This is a genomic window from [Flexibacter] sp. ATCC 35103 (genome assembly GCF_001975985.1).
Lineage (GTDB): Bacteria > Bacteroidota > Bacteroidia > Flavobacteriales > Flavobacteriaceae > Flavobacterium.
This window is the reverse complement of record NZ_MTQF01000004.1, coordinates 555,801-577,872: the sequence shown is the minus strand read 5'-3', so window position 1 is coordinate 577,872 and position 22,072 is coordinate 555,801. Positions and strand designations below refer to the sequence as shown.

General features: G+C 34.2%; 20 protein-coding genes. 9 read left to right on the top strand and 11 right to left on the bottom strand.

What is annotated here, in order from left to right; genetic code table 11:
- Positions 1-3: 3 nt before the first annotated feature.
- From BXU01_RS10470 to BXU01_RS10450, 5 genes are all read right to left on the bottom strand, one after another.
- Complete coding sequence (locus BXU01_RS10470; RefSeq protein ID WP_056252588.1) at positions 4-465, bottom strand: MarR family winged helix-turn-helix transcriptional regulator; 462 nt, start codon at positions 463-465, stop codon at positions 4-6.
- A 305-nt stretch (positions 466-770) separates the two neighbouring features.
- Positions 771-1,517 (bottom strand): hypothetical protein, encoded by a 747-nt coding sequence (locus tag BXU01_RS10465; protein ID WP_255373736.1) that lies wholly within the window; start codon positions 1,515-1,517, stop codon positions 771-773.
- 50 nt (positions 1,518-1,567) lie between these two features.
- Positions 1,568-2,299, bottom strand: coding sequence for an MIP/aquaporin family protein (locus tag BXU01_RS10460; protein ID WP_083693160.1), 732 nt, complete (start codon positions 2,297-2,299; stop codon positions 1,568-1,570).
- A 15-nt stretch (positions 2,300-2,314) separates the two neighbouring features.
- A complete protein-coding gene (gene glpK, locus BXU01_RS10455) occupies positions 2,315-3,811 on the bottom strand; it encodes a glycerol kinase GlpK (protein WP_083693159.1) in 1,497 nt (498 codons plus the stop codon).
- A 50-nt stretch (positions 3,812-3,861) separates the two neighbouring features.
- Entirely contained in the window at positions 3,862-5,439 is a 1,578-nt protein-coding gene (locus BXU01_RS10450; RefSeq protein WP_083693158.1) for a glycerol-3-phosphate dehydrogenase/oxidase, read from the bottom strand.
- 155 nt (positions 5,440-5,594) lie between these two features.
- Here BXU01_RS10450 and BXU01_RS10445 point away from each other — a divergent pair, with 155 nt between their 5' ends.
- A complete protein-coding gene (locus BXU01_RS10445; RefSeq protein ID WP_055095747.1) occupies positions 5,595-6,365 on the top strand; it encodes a DeoR/GlpR family DNA-binding transcription regulator in 771 nt (256 codons plus the stop codon).
- Between the two features lie 183 nt (positions 6,366-6,548).
- Here the strand turns inward: BXU01_RS10445 and BXU01_RS10440 are convergent, their stop codons facing one another.
- The 4 genes from BXU01_RS10440 to BXU01_RS10425 form a co-directional block, all read right to left on the bottom strand.
- On the bottom strand, positions 6,549-7,070 hold the full coding sequence (locus BXU01_RS10440; protein ID WP_083693157.1) for a GNAT family N-acetyltransferase: 522 nt from the start codon (positions 7,068-7,070) through the stop codon (positions 6,549-6,551).
- Positions 7,071-7,087: 17 nt separating this feature from the next.
- Positions 7,088-7,567, bottom strand: a complete 480-nt coding sequence (locus BXU01_RS10435; RefSeq protein WP_083693156.1) for a DUF6691 family protein — start codon at positions 7,565-7,567, stop codon at positions 7,088-7,090.
- Between the two features lie 10 nt (positions 7,568-7,577).
- Positions 7,578-8,147 (bottom strand): YeeE/YedE family protein, encoded by a 570-nt coding sequence (locus BXU01_RS10430; RefSeq protein ID WP_083693155.1) that lies wholly within the window; start codon positions 8,145-8,147, stop codon positions 7,578-7,580.
- A gap of 173 nt (positions 8,148-8,320) precedes the next feature.
- The gene (locus BXU01_RS10425) at positions 8,321-9,739 is read right to left on the bottom strand and encodes a rhodanese-like domain-containing protein (RefSeq protein WP_083693154.1); all 1,419 of its coding nucleotides are present in this window, start codon (positions 9,737-9,739) and stop codon (positions 8,321-8,323) included.
- A gap of 439 nt (positions 9,740-10,178) precedes the next feature.
- Between BXU01_RS10425 and BXU01_RS10420 the strand changes: the two genes are divergently transcribed.
- The 5 genes from BXU01_RS10420 to BXU01_RS10400 all read left to right on the top strand — a co-directional run bounded on the left by BXU01_RS10420 (position 10,179) and on the right by BXU01_RS10400 (position 15,428).
- Positions 10,179-10,769, top strand: a complete 591-nt coding sequence (locus BXU01_RS10420) for an HD family hydrolase (protein ID WP_083693295.1) — start codon at positions 10,179-10,181, stop codon at positions 10,767-10,769.
- A gap of 212 nt (positions 10,770-10,981) precedes the next feature.
- Complete coding sequence (locus tag BXU01_RS10415; protein WP_083693153.1) at positions 10,982-12,328, top strand: cytochrome ubiquinol oxidase subunit I; 1,347 nt, start codon at positions 10,982-10,984, stop codon at positions 12,326-12,328.
- 2 nt (positions 12,329-12,330) lie between these two features.
- Positions 12,331-13,407: a cytochrome d ubiquinol oxidase subunit II gene (gene cydB, locus BXU01_RS10410; RefSeq protein WP_083693152.1), complete on the top strand. Its 1,077-nt coding sequence runs from the start codon at positions 12,331-12,333 to the stop codon at positions 13,405-13,407.
- Positions 13,408-13,608: 201 nt separating this feature from the next.
- Positions 13,609-14,397, top strand: coding sequence for a DUF1444 family protein (locus BXU01_RS10405; RefSeq protein ID WP_083693151.1), 789 nt, complete (start codon positions 13,609-13,611; stop codon positions 14,395-14,397).
- Between the two features lie 617 nt (positions 14,398-15,014).
- Positions 15,015-15,428: a helix-turn-helix domain-containing protein gene (locus tag BXU01_RS10400; protein ID WP_083693150.1), complete on the top strand. Its 414-nt coding sequence runs from the start codon at positions 15,015-15,017 to the stop codon at positions 15,426-15,428.
- 304 nt (positions 15,429-15,732) lie between these two features.
- Here BXU01_RS10400 and BXU01_RS10390 read toward each other — a convergent pair whose 3' ends face one another.
- Positions 15,733-16,518: a sulfite exporter TauE/SafE family protein gene (locus tag BXU01_RS10390; protein ID WP_083693148.1), complete on the bottom strand. Its 786-nt coding sequence runs from the start codon at positions 16,516-16,518 to the stop codon at positions 15,733-15,735.
- A 267-nt stretch (positions 16,519-16,785) separates the two neighbouring features.
- Positions 16,786-17,412, bottom strand: a complete 627-nt coding sequence (locus BXU01_RS10385) for a Crp/Fnr family transcriptional regulator (RefSeq protein ID WP_083693147.1) — start codon at positions 17,410-17,412, stop codon at positions 16,786-16,788.
- A gap of 581 nt (positions 17,413-17,993) precedes the next feature.
- Here BXU01_RS10385 and BXU01_RS10380 point away from each other — a divergent pair.
- The 3 genes from BXU01_RS10380 (at position 17,994) to BXU01_RS10370 (ending at position 22,070) form a co-directional block, all read left to right on the top strand.
- The gene (locus tag BXU01_RS10380; RefSeq protein ID WP_055095772.1) at positions 17,994-18,305 is read left to right on the top strand and encodes a rhodanese-like domain-containing protein; all 312 of its coding nucleotides are present in this window, start codon (positions 17,994-17,996) and stop codon (positions 18,303-18,305) included.
- Between the two features lie 75 nt (positions 18,306-18,380).
- Complete coding sequence (locus BXU01_RS10375) at positions 18,381-19,961, top strand: NADP-dependent glyceraldehyde-3-phosphate dehydrogenase (RefSeq protein WP_083693146.1); 1,581 nt, start codon at positions 18,381-18,383, stop codon at positions 19,959-19,961.
- A gap of 237 nt (positions 19,962-20,198) precedes the next feature.
- Positions 20,199-22,070, top strand: coding sequence for a M1 family metallopeptidase (locus tag BXU01_RS10370; RefSeq protein ID WP_083693145.1), 1,872 nt, complete (start codon positions 20,199-20,201; stop codon positions 22,068-22,070).
- Positions 22,071-22,072: the final 2 nt, after the last annotated feature.

The following is a 22,072-nucleotide window of genomic DNA, read 5'->3' as shown; positions in this document are numbered from 1 at the left end:
ATATTAATTTTGTTGGGTTCGGTATTTTTCTAATAATTGATTTAATAATTCTAATTCTTCAGGACTTATATTCTCAGCAAACAAACGCTCATGTTCATCTACCTTCGGGTCTAATTCTTTTAATACATCTAATCCCTTTTGGGTGATCAGAACTTCAATTTTACGTCTATTGCCAGGGCAAACATTTCTTGTAACAAAATCCTTTAGTAATAATTTGTCTACCAATCGGGTTGTATTACTTGTTTTAGCCAGCATACGTTCCTGTATTACACACATATTAGCAGGATTTCCTTTTTGTCCTCTTAATATACGTAACACATTATATTGTTCTCCGGATAAATCATACGGTTTTATCAACTCGTTGAAATGATCCTGAATCACGTTTTGCGTGTACATGATATTCAGAATAACTTTTTTCGCATTATCCATCTTAACTGTACTTTTTATAACCTCTTCAATTGTCATAGTCGTAAGTGTATAATTTGTATATACAAATGTATATCTTTTAATAGTTGTATATACAAATGTCATGTTAATTTTTTGTTAATTGAAATAACGTAAAATTGCAGGTAATTTGGTTGCTTTAAAAACTGCAATAAAAATACTATATTTTTTAATTTAAATTATTGATTAATTGATATTTAACGATAGTTTAAAATACAGTATTTTTTGAGTTTTTCTTTTGTAGCAGATTGATATAAAACAAAAAAATAAACCCGACAAGTTTTTAAGAACTGCCGGGTTTAGTGAAAAAATAATTCTGTTTCGGTTTAAAATAATGAAACTCCAAGTTGCATACGAGTGTATTTTTCAGCCGGATTCCACATAATACCAGCAAAAACCGGAAGTTTATATTGGAATATCGAAATATCCTTAGAGGCTTTAAGTCCTGTATTTACGATGCCAAAATTATTATCCGGATCCTTTATATATAGATTTGTTTTTCCGTCAAGCGAAAATCCTGCTCCTACATAAGCATCTAATGTTATTTCGTCGTTTTTTATGATCGGATATCCTAATTCTACGTAAGTTGAATATCTGTTTTTATAATCAAGATCAGATTTTAGTTCTTTATCATTGCCATAAAGAATGATGTCAGCTTCTATTCGCAACGGGAATTCCTGAGAAAAGCGATACGAAGTTCTTAAATCAATAAGGTGAGTTGTAGTGTTTTTATCATAATTAAAAACTTCCGGATGTTCCACATTTGTAGTGTTGAATAAATCCCACAGACCAATTGTAAGTCCTTTATGTTTGTACTGAATGTAATAATCTACCTCAGTATATTTACCATCAAAACTGTTACCGCCCCAAACACCAACCGAAAAATTTCGTTTTTTATCGAAAGTATAATGAATATCTCCCATAGCTGTCATGCTTGGGCTAATGATTAATCCTCTCCAAAGGTGACTGGTTGCAAGTGTAACATTAAAATTTAATCGGCTTGGTTCTTTACTAGCCGCAATTTCCGGCGTTGTTTCCTGAGCATAGCCAGCTAGTCCTATGAAGATTATCATAGAAAGAAAAAGATTTTTCATAAAAATTTATGGATTAAAAGAAGATGTTATTAATTAAGAGTTAGGTACAATGCAGCGGCTAATGAAGCTCCAATTATAGGGCCTACAATCGGGATCCAGGCGTATCCCCAGTTGCTGCTTCCTTTTATTGGTAAAATAGCATGCATAATTCTTGGTCCTAAATCTCTTGCGGGATTTATAGCATATCCGGTCGTACCTCCTAACGAAAGGCCAATGGCCCATACCACTATTGCAACAGGCAGTGCGCCTATGGTTCCTAAACCAATTGTTGCATTAGTATCAGCTGCAATTTGTAAACTTGGTCCGGCGATATAGAAAATAGAAAATATCAAAACAAAAGTTGCAATTGCTTCACTTATCAAATTAGAAAAATTATTCTTGATGGCTGGTCCTGTAGAGAAACAAGCAAGTTTTGCGCCTTCATCTTCTGTTGCAGCAAAATGGTCTTTATGCGATAACCATACTAAAAATGCGCCCAACATTGCTCCAATCATTTCACCTAATATATAGGTAGGAACTAAACTCCAGCTAAATTTTCCTATAAGTGCTAAACCAAGAGTAACTACAGGATTCAAATGTGCACCGCTAACGGGGCCCGCAATAGTTACGCCTACAAACACGGCAAATGCCCATGCGGTGGTAACGACAATCCAACCTGAGTTATTACCAATCGTACCTTTAAGATTGACGTTTGCAACAACGCCATTTCCTAATAATATCATTACCATTGTACCTAAAATTTCTGCTATAAAAGGGGTCATATCGTTAGTTTTTAGTTATTCTTCAATCCAGTTTGATGCACGTCCAACAGCCTTATCCCAGTTTTTTACAAGTGTATGTACTTGTTTTTCTTCCATTTCCGGCGAAAATACTTTGTCTATTGACCATTGTTCTTTCAAATCATCTAAGCTTGCCCAATATCCTACAGCAAGTCCGGCGAGATAAGCAGCGCCAAGAGCTGTTGTTTCAAGTGTTTTTGGTCGGGTAACCGTAGATCCAAAGATGTCGGATTGAAATTGCATCAATAAATTATTGGTTGCAGCTCCTCCGTCAACTCTTAGTTCTTTTCCTTTGTCACCAAAATCAGCTTCCATGGCTTTAACTAAATCATTTACCTGATACGCAATTCCTTCTAAAGTTGCTCTGGCAATATGAGCATTTGTTGTTCCTCTGGTTATTCCAAACATTGCACCTCTTGCATATTGATCCCAATATGGAGCACCTAAACCGGTTAAGGCAGGAACGAAATAAACTCCGCCGTTGTCCGGTACAGTTGATGCCAGAGATTCAATTTCTTCTGATGAGTTTATCATTTTTGCTCCATCTCGTAACCATTGTACCGCTGCACCTCCTACGAAAACACTTCCTTCTAAAGCATAGGTTGTTTTTCCGTTAATTTTCCAGGCTACTGTTGTCAATAAGTTGTTTCTGGAAAGAATAGGTTTTTCGCCTGTATTCATTAGCATGAAACAACCTGTTCCATAGGTGTTTTTTACCATTCCTGAACTGGTACAAAGTTGACCAAAAAGAGCTGCTTGCTGATCTCCTGCAACTCCTGCAATAGGAATTTTTGTTGCAAAAAGAGTAGTGCAGGTTTCTCCGTAAATTTCACTGCTTTCTTTTACTTCTGGCAACATTGCTCTTGGGATATCGAATAATTCTAATAATTCATTGTCCCATTCTAAAGTATGAATGTTGAATAATAAAGTTCTGCTGGCATTAGAAACATCGGTCATGAATAATTTGCTGCGGGTTAATTTCCATATTAACCATGTATCAACAGTTCCAAAACAAAGTTTTCCTTCTTCTGCTTTTTTACGAGCTCCGGGAACATTATCTAAAATCCATTTTACTTTTGTTCCGGAAAAATAAGCATCCAGAATTAAACCCGTTTTTTTCTGAATCATATCAGCATGACCTTGTGCTTTTAATTCGTCACAAAATTTTGCTGTTCTGCGATCTTGCCAAACGATAGCATTATAAATAGGTTCGCTGGTTTCTCTGTCCCAGACAATAGTAGTTTCACGCTGATTGGTGATTCCAATCGCGGCAACTTCTCTGCCTGAAATCCCTACTTTTGCAATTACTTCGGCGGCAGTACTTATTTGTGAAGACCAGATTTCGTTAGGATCATGTTCTACCCATCCTGGTTTTGGAAAAATTTGTTCAAATGGTTTTTGAGAAAGACTTACGATTTCTCCTCCATGATTAAATAGAATAGCTCTGGAGGAAGTTGTTCCTTGATCTAGAGCTAAAATTAGTTTGTTTTGCATGGTTTATAATATATAATTAAGTTAATAAAGTTCTATTGAATTCAGATTTTCTATCGAAATTCTGACAGAAAAAATCCTTTTGAAATATCTTTGAAGTTTGCAATCTCCTGAGTTATCCAGGCTTCATCATGTCCTAGTTCTTTGGCCAGTAATCGTGCTATTTTTTCAGAAGACTGAACTGCAGCTCTGGCGTCTAAGAATAATAAACGAACACGTCTTGCTAAGATATCATCTACAGTTCTCGCCATTTCGTATCGAATTGCCCAGGCAGCTTCTGCCATTGTAAACTCATGATCAGGATGTATTTTTTCTTTTAATTCTGGTTCATTCTCTTGCAATTGGCGTATTTTAGGAATATCTGAACCATAAATATATAAATGGTTTTCTCTGTCTAAAGTTGTAGTAGGCTGATTTCCATGAATAGGAAGATGTTCTGTATTACATCCTTTTGCAGGTATTTTACGTGTTTTAATTGCTTTGTCTATGATGTCTTCGGCAATTTTTCTGTAAGTAGTCCATTTTCCCCCTGTAATGGTGATTAAACCAGTTTCAGAAACGATGATTTTATGACTTCTTGAAACTTCTTTGGTGCTTTTTCCTTCTTCTTTTGGTGCTGCCAAAGGACGTAAACCTGCATAAACAGATAAAACATCGGCTCTGGTTGGTTTTTTTGCTAAAAAGCGTTGTGCTGTTTCGAGTACGAATTCAATTTCACTTTCTAAAGCAATAGGTTCCAAGCTTTGTTTTTTAATTAACGTATCTGTTGTTCCTACTACAATTCGATTATGCCACGGCACAGCAAATAAAACTCTTCCGTCACTTGTTTTAGGAATCATTAAAGCATGGTCGCCAGGTAAAAACGATTTATCAAAAACCAGGTGAATTCCCTGACTTGGAACAATGTATTTTTTATAAACAGTATCGTTTAGTTTCATTATTGCATTGGTGAAAACTCCTGTTGCATTAATAATGGCAGATCCTTTTAAGTCATATTTATCTCCTGTTTCCTGATCTAATACCTGAACACCAATAACTTGATTGTTGTCGTCTTTTAATAAGTTTACCACTTTGCAGTAATTTAAAATACAGGCACCTTGTTCGGCAGCGGTTTGAGCAATATTTATAGCAAGACGTGAATCATCAAATTGTCCGTCGTGATAAATAACACCGCTTGTTAAACCTTTTTCTTCTACATTAGGAAGCATTTCGATTGTTTTTCTTTTCGAAATATATTTTGAACGGCCTAAACTCAAACGTCCGGCCAGTAAATCATAAATGGTTAAACCAATGGTGTAAAAATAACCGCCCCACCAATTGTAATTAGGAATTACAAAAGATTGGTTTTTAACTAAGTGTCCGGCATTTTGCGCCATTAAACCTCTTTCTTTAAGAGCTTCTTTTACTAAGTGTACATCTCCTTGTTCTAAGTAACGTACGCCGCCATGAACTAATTTTGTACTTCTGCTTGAAGTACCTTTTGCGAAATCTATCGCTTCTACTAAAATGGTTTTGTAACCTCTGCTTGCTGCATCAAGAGCAGTTCCAAGACCGCTTGCTCCACCACCTATTACAATTACATCCCACTTTTCAGTGTTTTTTAGTTTCGATAACTGTTCTGAACGTTTCATATAGTGTTTGTTTTTGTTTCTTTTGTTGTTTTTTATTTCTTTAAAACAAAATTAACGAAACTAAACGAAACTAAAGTAATAAAATAAGGTTTTTTTTGAATTATTTTTTTATCGTACATTTATACCTTCAAAAATCTTAATATTATCGGGCTATTATGGTTATTATAAACAAAAGACAAGAAGAAATACTTAAAGAACTGGATAAAAACGGACATGTAAATGTGGCTGATTTGTGCGAAATTCTTAATGTTTCAACCGTAACAATAAGAAAGGATTTGAACTTTTTAGAAAATGAAAACTTGTTACACCGTACACATGGTGGTGCAAGTAAACAGCCTATTTATGCTTTCGAAAGGGATTTAAGTGATAAAGAAGGATTGCAGGTAGAGCAAAAAAAGCAGATTGCGAAAGAAGCTTTAAAGTATATTAATAATTTTGATTACATCATATTAGGTTCAGGATCTAATATTCAATACCTGGCGCAAATTATTTCCGGATTCCAAAAATTAACAGTGTTGACACCTTCTTTAAAGGTTTCGTTAGAACTGAGTAATGAGACAAATGTAGATACAATACAGTTGGGAGGGGATGTCAGGAAAAGTTCAAATTCGGTTATTGGACCAATTTCTGAAGCAATATTGAATCAGTTTTCCTGTAATAAATTGTTTTTAGGAGCAGATGGACTTCATTTAGATTTTGGTTTAAGTACCTCGAATGCTTTAGAAGCGCATCTTAATCAAGTCATGATTTCAGTTGCAGAAAAGGTTATTGTACTGGTAGATTCTACAAAAATGAATGTCAGAGGCTTTGGTAAAATATGCAATTTAGATAAGATTGATGTTTTGATTACTGATGACGGAATCGATAACGAAACCAAAACGAAACTAGAAGAAATAGGCGTAGAGGTTATTATTGCATCAAAATAGTATTTTTATAAAGATTAGGAAAAAACGAAACTGTATTTTCTTTTAAATTTGCATTTAGTTTGCTTGTATGAAAGATAGTGGCTATCTGTCAAATCAGTGCGACAGCCCGAAGTTAAAAAAACAAACCCGACAGATTTTTAAATCCTGTCGGGTTTGCTTTATAATCCTGAAATTATATACTTTTTAGATTAACTTTTTTTCGAATGCTTTTCTTGCTGATCCTCTAAAATATACTTCGCCACAATAGGTATAACCTAATTTGTCCAGAATTTTGAGCATCGGTACATTATCAAAGTTCGTGTCTACTTTTATGCTATGTATATTTTTTTCGAGGCATAGACCTTCGATGTTTTTAAAGAATTTGGTTGCGATACCTTTTCCTTTTGCCAATTTTGATACCGCTACACGATGTACAACGCCATAATCTCCGTTGGTTAGCCATTCGCCTTCTATGTCTTCGTAAGCTGGTTCTTTGTCGAATATAATAGCAGAATAAGATAAAATTGTTTCGTTTTCTGTAAGTACATATCCGTAACCGTTATTTATATCATTGGTAATGCTAAGTTCGTTAGGATAACCGTCTTGCCATTGCGAACTTCCTTCCTGACGTCTTTGTTCGATGGCATCTTGTATGATGGTCCAGATAGCTGGCAAGTCTGTAATGGTTGCTTTTCTTAATAGTAGTTGTTCTGTTGTGTTGCTCATTTTTTATATTTTAAATCTTAATGAGGTAGTTTGTCTTTAATTAAACCGTAAAACCAAGTTCCTAAAATAGCACTTATTAAAGTAACCACAATTACAGTAACTCCAGTGCCAATTTGAGCAAAAAGCGGTCCAGGACAAGCTCCGGTGATTGCCCAGCCGAAACCGAATAATAATCCGCCATATATTTGCCCTTTGCTGAATACTTTAGGCTGAATTTCAATTTTTTCGCCTTGAATGGTTTTAATGTTGAATTTTTTAATTATTTGAACCGATATAACTCCAACCACAACTGCACTACCAATTACGCCATACATAAAGAAAGATTGTAATTGAAACATTTCCTGAATACGAAACCAACTTACAATTTCGGCTTTTACAAATACAATCCCGAAAAAGATTCCAACTACAAGATATTTTAAGTTTGAGAAACCTGAATCTTTAATTTGACTTCCGTTGATTCCTTCAGTGTCTGTATTTTTATTTTCTAAATTATTCATTTTTGAAATTTTAAAGTGAAAGAATATAAGGTAAAATCAAATTTGCCATGATAAAACCGCCAATCATAAAACAGATTGTAGCTACTAATGAAGGCCATTGTAAATTTGAAATTCCCATAATGGCATGACCGCTCGTGCATCCGCCGGCATAACGCGTTCCAAAACCTACTAAAAATCCTCCAACAACAATCATGATAAAGCCACGAAGGGTGAATAAGCTTTCCCACGAAAAAAGCTCTTTTGGCAATAATCCCGAATGATCCGTGATTCCGTAAGTCGCTAATTGTTCTGAAAGCTGCGGCGTAATTTCAACCGGATTTGGATTTGCAAGAAAGTAAGCTGCAATAATTCCGCCAAGGAAAATCCCGAAAACGAAGAATAAATTCCAGCTTTCTTTTTTCCAATCGTATTTAAAAAACGAAATATTCGCCGGAATACAAGCCGCGCAAATATGACGAAGCGAAGAACTAATCCCGAAAGATTTGTTTCCGATAATTAATAAAATAGGAACTGTTAATCCAATTAACGGACCTGCAACATACCAAGGCCAAGGTTCTTTGATGATTTCGATTAGACTCATGTTTTACTTTAAAAATTAGATTTTTATTTTTTACTATATAAGTGATATAAGAAATTATAAGTTGGAGCTTCTTACATTACTTTGAAAAGTTAAAATATAAGATGTAGACTTAAAATGATCCCAAACTAAAATGAACTTATATCACTTATATGGTGAAAATTTATGTTTAATGTTTATGCTTTCAGAATCTTACTTTGACAAACGAAATCTGATTTTGGGATATTCGTTTTTGCGATTCCTCCAAAACCACCGTCAATTTCGGTAAAATTTCTAAAACCGCGAGCTTGTAAAATCGAAGCGGCGATCATACTGCGATATCCTCCGGCGCAATGCAGGTAAAAATGCTCGTTTGGGTTAATATCTTTTACCCAGTCATTAATGTAAGCAAGAGGTTTGCTGTAAGCATCTTCGATATGTTCAGCTTCATATTCGGTTTCTTTACGAACATCGATTATTTTGTCCTCTTCAATTTTGAATTGATTTGCAAATTGTTCAGCCGAGATTCTGTTCACAGTATCCACTTCAAAACCTGCTTTTTGCCAAGCTTCAAAACCTCCTTCAAGATGCCCAATAATCGAATCGAAACCTACACGGCTTAAACGCGTTACAGTTTCTTCTTCAAGACCAGTTTCGGTAACTAATATGATAGGCTGTTTCACATCTGCAATCAAAGTTCCAACCCACGGTGCAAAATCACCGTTGATTCCAATATTTATAGATTGCGGAATAAATCCTTTATAAAAATCGGCACTTTTTCTGGTGTCTAAAATCAACGCTCCGGTTTCTTCGGCAACAGCCTCAAATTCTTTTACATCTATTGCTTTCATTCCGTTATTCAAAACCGATTCAAAGCTTTCGTAACCGCCTTTATTCATGGCTACATTCATACTGAAATAAGCTGGCGGAGGCAATAATCCGTCGGTCACTTCAGTGATAAATTCAGCTTCGGTCATATTGGCGCGTAAAGCATAATTGGTTGCTTTTTGATTGCCAATTGTCGAAACCGTTTCTTTACTCATGTTTTTTCCGCAAGCGCTTCCTGCACCATGCGCAGGATAAACGATAACGTCATCAGCCAGAGTCATGATTTTATCTCTTAATGAATGATATAGAATTCCCGCCAATTGATCTTGCGTCATTCCGGCTGCTTTTTGAGCTAAGTCCGGACGACCAACATCGCCAATAAATAAGGTATCTCCAGAGAAAATAGCGTGATCTTTTCCGTTTTCGTCAACCAGTAAATACGTTGTACTTTCCATGGTGTGACCCGGAGTATGTAACGCTTTAATTGTGATATTACCAATTTTGAATTCTTGTCCGTCTTTGGCAGAAATGCAATCAAATTCGCAAGCTGCATTAGGTCCGTAAACAATTGGCGCCTGAGTTTCTTTGCTTAAATCGATATGTCCGGAAACAAAATCAGCGTGAAAATGTGTTTCAAAAATGTATTTCAGTTTTACGGCATCGCGCTCTAAACGATCGAGATAAGGCTGGATTTCACGAAGCGGATCAATAATTGCCGCTTCACCATTTGAAGTAATATAATAAGCACCTTGCGCAAGGCATCCGGTGTAAATTTGTTCTATTTTCATGATAAGTATTCTAAAAATATGGGAATACAAAGGTAACCTACTTTTTGATTAAAATAGGTGACTAATGTTACACAAATTTGATTTTTGTGTAAAAAAACTTTGATTGGTTTTACCATATAAAGCCCATAGGAAATTCAAAAACTCGTATATAAATTCAAACAAGATCAAAGGGTTTCACCATATAAGTGATATAAGAAAATTTAAGACTTTGCTTTTTACGTTTTGCTAAAATGAACTTATATAACTTATATGGTTTAAAATTTTGACGGTTTCAATATATAAGTCATATAAGAAAATTTAAGATTTGGTTTAATATGCTTAAGGCTAAAATGAATTTATATAACTTATATGGTTTAAAAAAGATAGTTGGTTTTGCAATATCTCTTATATGGTGAGAAAAAAAATCTATGTAATTTTACAACTGACGAAAATCATGGCTATGAACACAGAAGATTTATTAAACCAAATTGCTTTTATAAAAGAAATTGATAAAGTAAAATACATTCAGCGAAAAACGAAGCTATTCAATAGTGACCGAAACGAAAATGATGCAGAACATAGTTGGCATTTGGCTTTGATGGCAATTGTTTTGGCTGAACATTCAAATGAACCTATCGATGTTTTAAAAGTCGTGAAAATGGTTCTGATACATGATATTGTAGAAATCGACGCCGGAGATGTTTTTATATACGATACACAAAAAAGTCACGATAATACAGATGAAGAACGATTGGCAGCAAATCGTATTTTTGGTTTGCTTCCGGAAAAACAAGCTCAGGATTTTATTGCCATTTGGGAAGAATTTGAAGCCGGAGAATCCAACGAAGCGAAGTTTGCAAGATCGATGGACAGATTAGAACCTTTATTGCAAAATACATCGAATAACGGAGGAACCTGGAAAGAGTTTGACGTACCTTATAATAAAGTCTATGAGAAAAAGAGCTTTATAAAAGAAGGTTCTAAAACTTTATGGAATTATGCTGAAGGATTAATAAACGAAAGCGTAGAAAAAGGAATTTTAAAAAAATGATTTTCACCATATAAGTGATATAAGTAAATTTAAGTGTAATTTTCTTTTGCGTAAAGCTAAAGTGAACTTATATCACTTATATGCTGAAAAAAAATAAATGTTCTAGAAACACTAAAAAGTTTAACAAATATCAGGCGATAAACTTTTTTTAAAGGCAGGAAATTCGGGTTTTAATGGGTAAATTTGTGGGACTTCATAAATAAAATACCACTATGGAAGAAATGCTTTTTTATGACCGAATGCAATTCGCCTTCACAATTACTTTTCACTATCTTTTTCCGCAACTTACAATGGGTCTTTCGCTGATCATTGTTTATTTTAAATGGAAATATCTGCGAACAAAAGACGATCAATACAATCACGCCACTCATTTCTGGATGAAAATCTTCGCTCTCAATTTTGCGATGGGCGTTGTAACCGGAATCCCAATGGAGTTTCAGTTTGGGACCAATTGGGCAAAATTCTCTGAACTAACAGGCGGAATCATTGGTCAAACCCTTGCAATGGAAGGAATGTTTTCCTTTTTCTTAGAATCCTCGTTTCTGGGAATTTTTTTGTTTGGAGAAAAAATAATAGGACACAAATGGCATTTTGTAACCGGATTATTGATTATGATTGGTTCCTGGGCAAGCGGGTATCTTATTATAGCCACACATTCGTGGATGCAAAACCCGGTTGGTTATGAAATTCTCGAAAACGGAAAATTTGTACTCACGAATTTTAAAGCCTTATTCCTGAATCCTTGGTTGTGGCCTTCCTATCTACACAATCAGGCAGCTTCTCTGGTTACAAGTTCATTTGTTGTGGCAGGAATTGGTGCTTTTTATATTTTAAGCCAAAAAAATGTTGCTTTTGGTAAAATGTTCGTTAAAACGGGTGTAATCTTCGGGTTGATTTCGAGTATTATCGTTGCAGTTCCTACGGGAGATTTGCTGGCAAAAAATGTCGTGAAATACCAACCTGTAACTTTTGCCGCAATGGAAGGAATTTTTCATACTGAAAAGAAAGGTTCTGAAATTGTTTTAATTGGGCAACCTGATGTAAAAGACAAAAAACTAGACAATAAAATCGCTGTTCCTAATATTCTGAGTTTCCTGACTTACGGAAGTTGGCATGAGGAAATAAAAGGACTGGATCAGTTTGAAGAAGATCTTCACCCAACCAATATTTCAGGATTGTATTACGCTTATCATATAATGGTAGGACTTGGAACCATATTTATAGGTTTGATGGCTTTTGCAATTTTTCAGTTAATCAGAAAAAAATTATTCGAAACCAAATGGGTTTTATGGTCCTTAATGTTCATGATGCCATTTCCTTATATTGCTAATACTACAGGTTGGTACACGGCCGAATTAGGAAGACAACCCTGGCTGGTTTATAATTTATTACGAACTGCCGAAGGTGCTTCGCCAACCGTTTCATCCGGAAATACCTTGTTTACTTTATTGGGTTTTATAGGATTGTATCTTTTGCTTGGAATGTTGTTTCTTCTTTTGGTTGGAAAAATTATCAATAAAGGACCGCGTCATGTGGAACTTTCAACAGAAAAAATATAAATATGGAATTTTTTTGGTACGTAGTTTTAATGGGAATCCTGGCCGTATATATTGTATTAGACGGTTATGATTTTGGAGCAGGAATTATTCATTTATTTTTTGCGAAAAACGAGAAAGATAAAAAAGCAATTACAAGCGCAATTGGTCCGTTTTGGGATGCAAATGAGGTTTGGATAATTGCTGCCGGAGGTGTTTTGTTTTTTGCTTTCCCAACTTTATATGCTTCTTCTTTTAGCGGATTTTATTTGCCTCTAATCATGATTTTATGGCTTTTAATTTTCCGTGCAATAGGTTTAGAAATGCGAGGGCAAGTACATCACCCAATGTGGGAAGCCATTTGGGATAAAGCCTTTGGAATTGCAAGTTTGCTCCTGGCTTTGTTTTTTGGAATTGCTCTAGGTAATATCGTTCGTGGTGTAAACTTAGGAATGGTAACCAATGGCGTTTCGACACAAGAAGCGCATTATTTCTTTTTGCCTTTATGGAATCCTACTTTTAGTCCGCAAGCAAATGAATTAGGGATTATAGATTGGTTTACGCTTTTCTTGGGTATTGTGAGTGTCGTAGCATTAACGATTCACGGCGCAAACTGGATAATTTTCAAAACTAATTCGGCTTTGAACCCGCAACTTAAAAATATAGTTTTTAAACTGAATATCGTTTTGCTGGTTTTAGTTTGTATTTCGTTGCAAATTTGGCATTTTATAGAACCAAAACCATTTCATAATTTTGTCGAAAATCCTATTCTTTGGTTTTTTCCTCTAATGACGTTTGTTGGAATTTTGGGCTTGTTTAAAGTTCGTTCCTGGCAAAAAGACGGTTATGGTTTCTTGTTTTCATCATTATTTTTAGTGGGAGGATTTGCTTCGACAGCCGTTTCGATTTTCCCAAATGTTTTGCCTTCTACGAATAAGGTGAATCCGTCCTTGACGATTTATAATACAGCCGCAGGAGAATACGGATTAAACGCCGGAATGAGCTGGTTTTTTATTGCTTTGTTTCTGGTAATTGTTTATTTTATTATTCAGTACAGAGTTTTTAGCGGAAAAATGGATGATGTTGGGTATGGGGAGCATTAAGTTTTTTTAGCCACGAATTGCGCAAATTAATTATATGAATAGCCGTTGGTTTTAACCAACGGTTTTTATTTTGTTGTGGAATGGCTTTAGCCAAAATGTTTTATATATTTGGCTAAAGCCGAGAAAAAGCTTTTGATATCCCGTTGGTTAAAACCAACGGCTATTTAAATAAATAAGACAAACTAAAGTATGATATAAATTATGTTTTTCAAAAAGAAACGGCTTAATGAAACTGAGTTTTCGCAAAAATTTGCTAAGCAATTAATCAAAAAAGTCAAGGGTTTAAAAATTACTTCAATAAATGAACTTGATATTAAAAGTGAATTTAATGAAGGTAAACACCAACATTTTTTAAATAATGCTTATTCTGAATATATAAATGATCCAAAATTTATTAAAGAGATTATCGAAAAATATGTTAATGGGACATCTGCAATGTTTTTGCCAAAAGAACTTTTAGATGAAGAAAGAATTCTTCCTGTTATTAAAGACAGAAGATTTATAAAAAGTTTAGAAGAGATAAATGCTAATTTCGAAGAGAATCATATTTATGAGTTTTATAATGAGGAATTAATTATTTTCTACGTTGAAGATAGAGAAACTTCAATTCATTATATCTCCAAAGATGATATAGAAGAGATAAATTTATCACTTGAAAAATTAAAAGAAAAAGCACTTGAAAATCTTTCAAATAATTTTGAAATTAAACGTCATGGCGAAAATGGATATTTTATGTTGACGGTTGGTGGAAATTATGAATCAAGTTTAATTTTATTAGACATTTGGCATCATGAGAATTTTTTGGTAGATGGTAATATTGTTGCTGGAATTCCTTCAAGAGATGTATTGTTGATAACTGGCAGTACAGATTCTGTGAATTTGCATCGTCTTTATGATTCGGTAAAGAATATAAATGAGACAGGAGATCATGTAGTTTCGGATAAAATATTTGAATTAATAAATAATAAGTTTGAAGTTTTAAAAATTTGATATAAAAGCATGAAAAAATGTTTTACTAATATTTATTACCTTAATTACGAGGGCATCATTTTAAATATTCGCCCATTAAAAATTATTTGATTTTTTTATCGTAAGTAATTTGTAGGAATAAATTGAAAATCATAATTGTTAAAACTAGCTCTGAAAGAGCCTAAGCAATAGCATGGTGCGAAGCACTATGAATAAAAAAGATTGTTAGTTTAAGCCCTGAAAGGGCGAAAGCCTAAGTGTAAAGGAAAACGTTTGTTATAGATTAAATTTTGATTATAAGACCGTTAAAGATTAGTTCTTAATTATATTTACTTTAACCCTTTCAGGGTGATATTAATCGTTAATTTAGTTCGTAGTGCGATGCACTACGCTATTGATTTTGTGCTTTCAGCCCATTTTTAAACATTTTTAAAATTTATAATCTTAAATAGCAGGTATTTCTGAAGAAATAAAGCTTTGTTATTAATTGCATAATTGTCATTTTAGATTCATAAATAGAAACCTGTCGTGAAACTACATTTTTACCTCCTTTTAAATATGTAAAACGTATCTTATAAAATAAACCTGTATTTTACCACATTTATATTTTTCTAAAGAATTTTAAATATCTTTGAACTATGAGCACAGCAACTAAACCAAAACATATAGGACGCAACATAAGCCGAATCAGAGAGCTTAAAGGAATGAAACAAGAAATTCTTGCAGAAGCTATTGGTATAAGTCAGCAAACTGTTTCCAGCATTGAAGGAAGTGAAGAAGTTGATGCTAAAAGACTTTTAGAAATCGCAAAAGCGCTTGGAGTTACAGTAGAAGCAATTGAAAATTTTTCGGAACAATCAGTTTTTAATTTTTTTAATAATTTTTATGACAATAGCGCAAGTAATGGTCAAGGTGCATCTGGACCTGTTTTTACTTTTAATCCTTTAGATAAAATGGTTGAACTTTACGAACGTTTGGTTCTTGCCGAAAAAGAATTAGTTCAGGCTGAAAAAGAAAAGGTAGCATATCTTGAAAAGCTCTTGAATAAATAGATATACGAAAATTTGCGTTAGGGATAGAAGCGGTATCTCCCGATTTAGAAAAACAAGGCTTTTTAGCCGTAGTTTTTGTTAATCTGGAATATAGCGGATAGCCCGACCGAAGGGAACGCCCAAAATATACAAATCCGTTTACTCTCAGGAATAAACGGATTTTTTAGTTTTTCATCTTTGATACTCACATTTTTGTCATTACAAGGAACAAGAAATCTTAGTAGAAATGATAATTATTGTGGCTATTTTGTAGAAAATGGTTTTAAAAAATCTGCCGAATCTGCTAAATCTGCGAGAGAAAAACTTAAAATAAAACCTCCTTAGTAATAATATAAAATCCCATCACCAAAACAAACCAGCCAAAAATGGGTTTTAATTTTGTACCGTCTATTTTTTTAGAAAGCTGACTCCCAATAATCATCCCAAAAAGTGCCATTGCCGAAACGCCTAATAAAAATGAATAATTTATGGGTGTGCCAATATATAAATCGCCGCCAAAACCTATAGATGAATTGATGGTAATAATCAATAACGATGTTCCTACGGCTTGTTTCATGGGTAAATTCGCAAAAAAAAGCAAGGCAGGAATGATAAGAAATCCTCCGCCAGCGCCCAGAAATCCGGTTATAATCCCTACTATAAAACCTATTATGCTTAATTGAATATAATTGGTTTCGGTTGCTTTTATTTCGGGTTTGTTTTTTCTAATCATCGAGATTGCTGCCGTAATCATCAATACGGAGAAGATTATCATAATCAAAAAATCTTTTGAAACAGAATAGGAAGCAATAGAAAATAGGGTAGAAGCAATTTGAGGAAAGATAACTTCGCGTATAATCAAGATAGAAATTACCGAAGGAATCGCAAAATACAATGCCGATTTGAGTTTTAAATTTCCCATTTTATAATGGCTATAACTCCCAAACATGGCAGTTAATCCCACAATAAATAAAGAATATGATGTGGCTTGTTCCGGATTTACTTTGAACAAATAGACTAAAATAGGAATGGTTAAAATTGATCCGCCGCCACCAATTAAGCCAAGCGAAATCCCGATTATGATCGAAGTAAAATAACCTAAATATTCCATTGTATTTGTTTTTATACAAAGATGCTTGGATAAAAATAAATCTACAGTAACATTTATCACATAAGGATATTTTTGATAGCAGATTTTTTGCCCACGGATTTTACAGGTTAAGCTGGTTTTCACTGATTATTTTTTTTGTCAGTTCGAGCGTCCCGAGAATTCGGAGAGAACCCGCAAAGCATTTCGACTCCGCTCAATGTGACAAACCAAAAAAGAGAAAACCCGCGAAAACCCGTTTCATCCGTAAAATCCGTGGGCAAATAACTTTTACTTCAATAATTCAATTTGGTTGCGATTTAGTTTTACCAAACCTCGTTGTTCCATTTTTTTGAGTAATCTCGAAACGACTTCTCTTGAGGTGTTTAATTCGGTTGCGATTTCCTGATGTGATAATTTTACTTCGGTACAGCCGCAGGCGTCAGAATGTCTTTTTAAGTAAAATTCCAAACGCTCATCCATAGATCTAAAAGCGATATTATCAACAACTTCCAGAACTTCTTCGAATCTGCTTCTATAAGTTTCGATTACAAATTCGTACCAGGATCTGTGTTCCATCATCCACTTGTCCATCATTTGCAACGGTATCATCATAACCGAAACATCTTCGACAACTTTTGCCATAATCTGGCTTTTCTCACTTTTGGCAGTACAAATCATAGAAATAGCACAGGCTTGTCCGGGTTGTAAATAATACATTAAAAATTCGCCGCCATCTTCGCCTTCACGATAGATTTTGATTTTGCCTTTGGTAATCAAAACGGTGTTTTTTATGTATTGTCCGGTTCGCATTAAAATAGTTCCGGCTTCAAAATCCTGCAGGCTTCCGTTTTCTTCAATCGTCGAAATAAGTTCTGTAGAGAAATTAGGAAATATATTTTTAAGTGAGTTTCGCATAAATGAATTTGGTATTATAGCCCACAGATTTTTACGGGTTAAACTGGTTTGCACAGATAAAATTTTTTAAATCAAATATTAAAATGTTTTAACACATAAAAACATAGCTTTTGGATTCTTAAAAAAGGCGTTTCACTTTGCATTAATACACATAGCTATGTGTAAATAATGTGTTATTTATTTTTTTCTAAACCGCAAAAATAAAACCTATGTTTCTATGTGTTTGATTTTTATTTTTTTTATCAATTTTCATAATTGCTACTAATTAATTTGTAAAAATTTGTGAAATTCGGGGCTAAATTTTTTATCAAATTAAAATTAAAGTGCACAATTTTATACAAAGATAGCAGATTGAAATGGTATTAATTATGAGAAAATCATTTTAAGATGCATTTTATGAAAATGAAAAAATCCTATTTTCTATCGATTTTATAGACTGTATTTTTAAAAATAGTAAGTAAATTTGTGTTTCACTGATTATAATACTTTCTCTAAAACGTTTTCTGAGAATAATAATCGAAATCGCATTTGGCACGTTTTTAATTAATAGAAACGTCGTAATTTTACAAAAAACAGATACTATGAATTTATCACAAGAAGATTGGGTTAATCAGCTTGCTGCTGACGAGAATGCAGTTATACTGGACGTAAGAACTGAAGACGAATTTAATGACGGTTATATCGAGAATGCCGTAAACATTGACATTAATAAAGGTCAGGGTTTTATTTATGAAATCGAAGAACTTGATAAAAATAAAAATTATTATGTGTATTGCCGTTCTGGAGCCAGAAGCGCTAAAGCATGTCAGGTTATGAATGAGTTAGGTATTAATAATGCCTATAACTTGCTTGGTGGAATCCTGGATTGGGAAGGTGAAACCATAAATCCATAAAACAAATCAAGAGGCACAAATAGCCTCTTTTTTCTTTTAATACGCTATTAATAACCAAACATAAATTACCAGACTATGAGTTTAATACCCGAAGAATATCAGATTAAAACCCTTATAAATCAAGATACTTATCTTGTAAATGGCGAATTAAAACAATGGACAGGGCAAACTACTCCTGTGTTTTCGACCATTTCATCTACAGAAAAATATACGCCAACATTATTAGGATCGATTCCGTTTATGGCAGAGAAAGAAGCTGCAGAAGTGGTAGAAGCTGCAAATGCGGCTTATAATAAAGGTCAGGGTTTATGGCCAACCATGAAAGTGGTTGATCGTATCAAATGCATGGAAAATTTCGTAAAACAAATGAAGGAAACCCGCGAAGAAGTGGTTAAACTTTTGATGTGGGAAATTGGAAAAAACCTTGGCGATTCGCAAAAAGAATTTGACAGGACTGTAGAATATATTCACGATACAATTGATAGTTATAAAGAATTAAACAGCCGTAGTTCTTACTTCTCAAAAGTACAAGGCGTGAATGCTATGATTCGTCGTGGACCTCTAGGCGTTGTTTTATGTCTTGGGCCATACAATTATCCTTTAAACGAAACTTTTGCTTTGCTGATTCCGGCTTTAATTATGGGGAATACAGTAATTTTTAAACCTGCAAAACATGGTGTTTTATGTATCACGCCTTTGTTAGAAGCGTTTAGAAGCAGTTTTCCTAAAGGAGTTATCAATATCGTTTATGGCAGAGGCCGTGAGGTGGCGTCGCCAATCATGAAATCAGGAAAAATTGATGTTTTGGCATTAATAGGGAATAGTAAATCTGCGATTGCATTACAGGATCAGCATCCAAATAAAAACCGTTTGCGTTTGATTCTTGGTTTAGAAGCTAAAAATCCGGCGATTATTTTACCGGATGCCGATTTAGATTTAGCAATTCAGGAATGTATTGCGGGAACTTTATCATTCAACGGGCAACGTTGTACAGCCTTAAAAGTGCTTTATGTGCATGAATCTATTGCTGATGAATTTAATAAACGATTCTCTGAAAAAGTGGATAGTCTGCAATTTGGAAATCCTTGGGAAAAAGGAGTTTCATTAACACCACTTCCTGAGACTGAAAAACCAGCTTACATTCAGGGATTGATCGACGATGCTACAAGCAAAGGCGCAAAAATCCTGAACGAAAAAGGAGGAAAACATACAGAGAATTATATTTTTCCGGCAGTTTTATATCCTGTAGACAAAAATATGCGTGTATATCACGAAGAACAATTTGGACCAGTTGTACCGGTTATTTCTTTTAAAGATATCAATGAACCTCTTGAAGATATGGCCGAATCAAATTACGGACAACAAGTAAGTTTGTTTGGTAAAGACATCAAAACCTTGGCACCGCTTATCGATGCTCTTGTAAATTTAGTATGCAGGGTAAACCTCAACAGTTCTTGCCAGAGAGGTCCGGACGCTTTCCCGTTTACAGGTCGTAAAGATTCTGCAGTGGGTACTTTGAGTATTCCGGATGCTTTGCGTTCCTTCTCCATTCGTACGTTTGTTGCTTCAAAAGATATCGATTATAATAATGAAATTTTACAGGAATTGCTAAACAGCAAGGAATCGAATTTTATTAATACCGATTATATTTTGTAGTGATCAAGGTTATATATTAATTGTAGATACCGTCTTTTTCTTCTTAGAATTAGACGGTTTTTATTTTTGAACGTTCTGAGGTTCTGAGTTGCAGTGCCAAACTTAACAGATTAATACAAAATTTTGCGCTTTTGCGACTTTTCGAAATTAATTTTTACAAATAAATGTAACTTTCGATCAAAAAAAGCCTCTAAGTAGTATAGCCAATATTTAATTATCAAAATTCTGAAACCACTTATGAAAAAAACACCATTTCAATTATTACTTGTTGCCTTTTTATTTTTGGCACAAAATACTTTTGCACAGGAACTTTATATGCCCAGAAATATAAAAAATGCTTATGCAAAAGGTACGCGTTCTCTTGACGGAAAACCAGGAAAAAACTACTGGCAGAATCATGCAAAATATACTATGGAAATAGCTGTAGATCCTAAAACTAAAATTGTTTCAGGAACAGAAACTATTGTTTATGAAAACAACAGCAAGGATACTTTAAGGAATTTGCCTATTCGGTTTGTAAATAACCTGCATAAACCTTCGTCTCCAAGAAGCGGTAGTGTAAGCAATGATTTTTTAAGTGATGGATTAACGATTACTTCATTGAAAATTGCTGACGAAGTTTATAAAGAAGATGGAAGAAAATGGGGAACAGTAGGAAATATAAAGATGAAAAAACCTGTACCGCCAAATTCTAAGGTAACAATCAATATCGAATGGAATTATCCTTTGTCTAAAGAAAGCGGAAGAGAAGGCCAAATAGACGAAACTACTTTTTTTGTTGCCTACAGTTATCCTCGTGTTAGTGTTTTTGATGATTATAATGGTTGGGACAGATTGCCTCATACAGATCGTCAGGAATTTTATAATGATTTTAATGACTATACTTTCTCCGTAAAAGCGCCTAAAAATTATGTGGTTTATGCAACGGGAGATTTTCTGAATCCTGATGAGGTTTTACAGCCGGGGTTTTCTGCCCGTTTAAAAAAATCGTATGGTACAGATGAAATTTTGCACATTGCAAACGAGCAGGAATTAAAAACTGGTGTTGTAACGAAACAAAATGATTGGAATGTCTGGAAATTTGAAGCTAAAAATATCTCAGATGTATGTTTTGGTTTAAGCGACCATTATTTATGGGATGCAAGCAGCGTTATCGTCGATAAAAAAACAAATCGTCGTGCAAGTGTTCAGGCGGCTTATGATATAAAAGGAACTGATTTTACAGACTCGGTAAAAAACAATCAATATGCTTTAAGTTTCTTTTCGAATAGTTGGCCGGGAGTTCCATATCCGTTTTCTAAAATGACCGCTTTTCAGGGATTTGCAGACATGGAATATCCTATGATGTGTAATGATTCGCAAATGGGAGATCCTGTTTTTGCACAATTGGTTCAGGATCACGAAGTGGCACATACTTATTTTCCTTTTTATATGGGAATCAACGAAACCCGTTATGCCTTTATGGATGAAGGTTGGGCAACTACTTTCGAATATTTAATAGGGATTGCAGAACATGGTAAAGAAGCTGCTGATAAATTCTACAAACAATTTAGGGTAGAAAATTATATCAAAGATAAATCGACTGAAGAAGATCAACCCATAATTTCGATGTCATCTCAGGTTTCTGATGTCGGTTACGGAAACAATTCATACGGAAAAGCCTCTTTGTCATATCTTGCCTTAAAAGATTTGCTTGGCGATGACTTATTCAAAAAATCATTGCATGCTTACATGGATAACTGGAATGGTAAACATCCTATTCCTTGGGATTATTTTAATTCGATAAATACAGCTTCAGGAAAAAATCTGAATTGGTTCTTTAATAACTGGTTTTTTACCAATAACTATATTGATCTTTCGGTTAAAAGTGTAACTAAAAATGTTGTTTCCGTAGAGAATGTAGGGGGTTTTGCGATTCCGTTTGATGTTGTTGTTACCTATTCAGATAAAACAAAAGAAATAATTCATCAAACTCCTGCAGTTTGGCAAACCAATCAAAAACTGGTTTCTATTGCAATCAAAAACAACAAACGTATTGAGCTGATAACAATTGATGGTGGCATTTTTATGGATGCTACACCAGAGAACAATACTTTGGCAGTAAAATAGAT